Origin of the sequence: Campylobacter sp. 1569 (assembly GCF_024723675.1) — a bacterium.
In the GTDB taxonomy this organism is placed as follows: Bacteria; Campylobacterota; Campylobacteria; order Campylobacterales; family Campylobacteraceae; genus Campylobacter_D; species Campylobacter_D jejuni_C.
Map to the genome: position 1 here is coordinate 1 of NZ_JANQDB010000065.1, position 377 is coordinate 377.

The 377-nt window shown below is 21.8% G+C and carries 1 protein-coding gene; it reads left to right on the plus strand.

The features are described 5' to 3' along the window. Positions 1 to 377: hypothetical protein (locus CAMP5060_RS08195; protein ID WP_337218213.1), on the plus strand; the 377-nt coding region annotated here is incomplete at both ends.

A 377-nucleotide genomic window follows, 5' to 3' on the forward strand; every position in this document is an offset into this window, starting at 1 on the left:
TGATGTAGAAGTAAAGTTAGATATAGATGATTTGTATTCTGATGTAATTCATAGTATTATCAAAGATATTACAAATGAGTATTATTCAATCAACATTCATGATCTAATAAAAATATTAAACGAATACAAATATGAAGATATGAATGAAGATCAAAAAGTTGAATTTATAAAAACATATTTTATTAATAAAAGTAAATATGATAAAAATACCGATCTTGATAAAATAGCAAGATCTATTGTTCAAAGCTTAGATTTTCTTTCAGTATATAAAGATAGTTTTTCTGAAAGCAAATTAAATCCTCAAGCTTTAAATGAATATAAAACAATACTAGCTCCAAAAGTGCAAGAAATAAATAAATATAAAAACGAAGTAAAAG